The following is a 3728-nucleotide window of genomic DNA, read 5'->3' as shown; positions in this document are numbered from 1 at the left end:
GCCCCCGCCCTGCCCGAACCCCTCGCCCTGCAACGCGGACTACGCCCCCTCCAGCGGTACCGCGCACCCGTACGCCCCGTGCCGCGCACCCTCGACGAGCGGGCCACCGCCGAACAGGCCGCCGAATCCGGGCTCGTCCTGCCCGTCCTGCGCACCGAGCGGCGCCGCGAGGCACGCCTGCTGCTCCTGATGGACGTCTCCACGTCGACCGTGGTGTGGCAGCAGGCCCTCGACGAGCTGCGCCAGGTCTGCGAGCGCGCCGGCGCCTTCCGCGAGGTGCAGGTGCAGTACCTGCACGAGGACACCCACGGGCGGCCCGGCTACGCCGCCACGCCGGAGCACACCGGCCCGCTGCACGCGCCCGGACAGCTCAGCGACCCGACCGGACGCCGGCTGACGCTCGTCCTCAGCGACTGCGCGGGCCCCATGTGGCGCAGCGGCCGTATCCAGCGGCTGCTGCACGGCTGGGCCGCGACGGCGCCTGTGGCCGTCGTCCAGCCGCTGCCGCAGCGCATGTGGCTGCGCACCCATCTGCCGGCCCGGCGCGGACTGCTGCGGCGGCGCGAAGGGCCCGCCGGAACGCTGGAGTTCCTGCCGGACAAGGGGCCCGTCGAACGGCAGGCGCTGCCCGTCCCGGTGCTGGCGCTGCGCCGTGGCTCGGTGGAGGGCTGGGCGCGGCTGGTGTCGGACGCCACGGGAGGGTCGTTGGCCACCGCGGCCGGCTGGGTACGCGCCGACCACGCCCCCTCCCGCGCGCGGGTGCGGGCCCAGGAGGACCTGAGCGGTACGGAACGGGTGCGGGCCTTCTGGCGTTCCGCCTCCCCGGAGGCGCGCCGGCTCGCGGTGTATCTGTCCGCGGTGCCGCTGTACCTGCCGGTGATGCAGCTCGTACAGCACGCCATGCTCGCCGGGAGCGGGCCCGAGGCGCTGTCCGAGGTGCTGCTCAGCGGGCTGCTCCGGCGTCGGGAGGACCCGGACGACCCACGGGCCGTGCGGTACGAGTTCCTGCCGGGCGTGGCGGGCGAGCTGCGCACCCGGCTGGCCGTGGAGGACGTCGAGCTGCTGTTCAAGCACTGCTCCGCGTACGTGGAGCGGAAGTTCGGGCGCAGTGTGCGCAACTTCCCGGCGCTGGCGGCGGCGTTCCTGCGCGGAGCGGTGGATCCGGGGGCGGCCGGTGCGTCGCCGCCGGCCGGCCCGGGTGCGGAGGAGCCGGCCGGGCTGCGGGCGTTCGCCGAGGTGTCGGCGGATGTGCTGCGGGAGATCGGCGCGCGGATCCCGGTCGCGGCGGTACTGCCCGAGCTGGGCGCTCAGGAGCTGGTCGACAAGGGGCGCGAGGCGATCGGGCGGTTCGAGGAGGAGGGGCTGACCCGCGAACTCGACGCTGCGGTGCGGTACTTGCAGCAGGCGGTGGAGGTGTCGCGGACGGGTGCCGAGCGGGAGTCGGCGTCCGTGGAGCTGGCCGACGCGCTGCTGACGCGGTGGCGGGTGAAGGGAGTGGGGGAGGACCTCCGCGATGCGTGGGAGGCGGTGGGTGAGCCGGAGGAGGTCGGTGCGCGGGGGCGGCTTGTGCGGGGCCTGGTGTGCTGGGTGCTGGCCGGTGAGCTGAGCAGTCGGGGACTTGACTTCGAGGGGATTCCCGACGGTTTGCGGGACTGGACGAGGAGGACGGCGTCCGGCAAGGAGGTTGCCGCCCAGGCGGTGCTGCTGTACTTGGCGGACCGTGACCTCGGTCTGGCGATGCTGGCCTCCGGGTCGGACCCCGACGAGATGACCCGGACACGGGTCGCCTCCGAAACGCTGATGCACGTGCGGCGGGCCGTCGCGGAGGCGGGAGTGGAGCACGCCGGGACGGGTCTCTACCGGTCGGCGGGTCTTGGGGAATGGTATCCGGTCCACCTGCGACGGGCGATCTCGGCGGCCGACATCCGGCTCTCCTTCCCGGACCGGCAACACCCCCTGATCGTCCGGGGACAGCTGTGGCTCGACCTGGCACGGTTCTACGCCGGGCCGGGGCCGGCGCGGCCGGTCGCGCTCGTCCTGCTCGAGCAAGCGACGAATTCGGCGCGACAGGCCGGGGCGGACTTCCTGGAGGCGCTCAGGTACGAGTCCGCCCTGACGGACGCCGAGCGCTGCCGGGCCTGGCTGGCGGTGGCGTCGGCCACCGAGCTCGGCCGGTCGGTGAGCGGTTCTGCCGAGGCCGGCGACCTGTTGACGGACGCGTTGGAACAGGCGCTGGACGCCGCGGGACAGGACGAGGCACTGCGCCTCGAATGCCTCCTGCTGATCGCGCGTATGTCCTGGAGCGGTTACCAGCATGACCGTCACGAACACCAGTTGGCAGCCGCCCTCGATGCGTGGACGCAGGCCGAACGGCTGCTGGGCGAGGACCACCCCGACCGGCCGGACGTGCTGGCCGCCTTCGGTGCCGCCCTGCTCGAGAAGGCCCGGCTCCAGGACGCCCCCGACACCGCGAGCCGGGCCGTCGTCGTGCTGCGCGCCGCCCTGCAGGAGACCCCCATGGCCCATCCGGACATCCCGGTGCGCTGGATGAACCTGAGCCTCGCCCACTTCAGGCGGTACGAGCTCCAGGAGGTGCTGTCCGACCTGTACGAGGCCGAGTGGCTGCTGGGCGAGGCCATCCGCTGCGCCGATCAGCCCGAGTTCCTCGTACGCTGCTGGACCACCCGCGGTGCCATGCTCACGTCCCTCTACTCCAGGACGGCCACGCTCACGCATCTGCACCGGGCGATCGAGTGCTACGGGCAGGCCGTCGAGCTGGCGCGGGAGGAAGGCATGGACGAGTTGCTGGCCACGGCGCTGCAGACCCGAGAGCGGCTGCGGGAGCAGCTCCGCACCTTGAGGTCCGGGCCGGCCCGCACCCCCACCACCCGCCCGGACCCCGAAACGGCCCCCGAGTGACCGCACGCCCGGAGGACACCCGCACACCCCTCCCCGACATCCCCAGGCCGGACCGGACCGACCACCCGGTTCTCGCGGCGATCCTCGCCGAACTGCGCACCCGGGACGGGGAGTCCACCGTCGTCGCCCACTACGAAGACGCCCCATGACCACACACCCCCAGTGGCCGCACGCCGTCCTGGACCCGACGGCGCACCGCCCGACGCCCTTTCGTCAGTTCGTGCTGAAGGTGCACGGCCGCTGCAACCTGGACTGCTCCTACTGCTACGTCTACCGCGGCCGGGACGACGGCTGGCGCGAGCGTCCACGCCGTACGCCCGAGCCGACGATGCGCCGCACCGCGGCCCGGATCGCCGAGCACGTCCGGGAACACGGCCTCGACCGCATCCGGGTCGAACTCCACGGCGGTGAACCCCTCCTCACCGGCCCCGAGCCCGTCCTCGCCTACGTGCGCGCGGTACGGGAGGCCGTCCCCGCCGACTGCCGGGTCACCGCCACCGTCCAGACCAACGGCACCCGACTCACGGCCGCCGCGCTGGACCGCCTGGCCGGGGCCGGCGTCCGGGTCGGCCTCAGCCTCGACGGGGGACGGGCCACGCACAACGCCCGCCGCGTCGACCACGCCGGCCGCCCGGCCTGGCCCGCCGCCCGGGCCGCCGCCCGGCGGCTCGCCGCCCGCCCGGAGACGTACGCCGGCATCCTCTGCACCATCGACCCGGCCACCGATCCGCACGACGTCTACCGGTCCCTGCTCGATCTGGACCCGCCCGGCGTGGACTTCCTGCTCCCGCACGCCAACTGGGCCCACC

Annotated in this window: 3 protein-coding genes; all 3 read left to right on the top strand. The window is 74.3% G+C overall.

The features are described from left to right. Positions 1 to 2919 (top strand): SAV_2336 N-terminal domain-related protein (locus tag StrepF001_RS46150; protein ID WP_165396592.1); only part of this gene is annotated, 2919 nt, incomplete at its 5' end. Next, complete coding sequence (locus StrepF001_RS46145) at positions 2916 to 3068, top strand: hypothetical protein (RefSeq protein WP_165396591.1); 153 nt, start codon at positions 2916 to 2918, stop codon at positions 3066 to 3068. The genes StrepF001_RS46150 and StrepF001_RS46145, both read left to right, overlap by 4 nt. Next, positions 3065 to 3728: radical SAM protein (locus StrepF001_RS44705; RefSeq protein ID WP_129803796.1), on the top strand; the 664-nt coding region annotated here is incomplete at its 3' end. The genes StrepF001_RS46145 and StrepF001_RS44705, both read left to right, overlap by 4 nt.

Source organism: Streptomyces sp. F001 (genome assembly GCF_004187715.1).
GTDB lineage: Bacteria > Actinomycetota > Actinomycetes > Streptomycetales > Streptomycetaceae > Streptomyces > Streptomyces flavusporus.
This window is presented reverse-complemented; position numbering and strand designations above follow the sequence as displayed.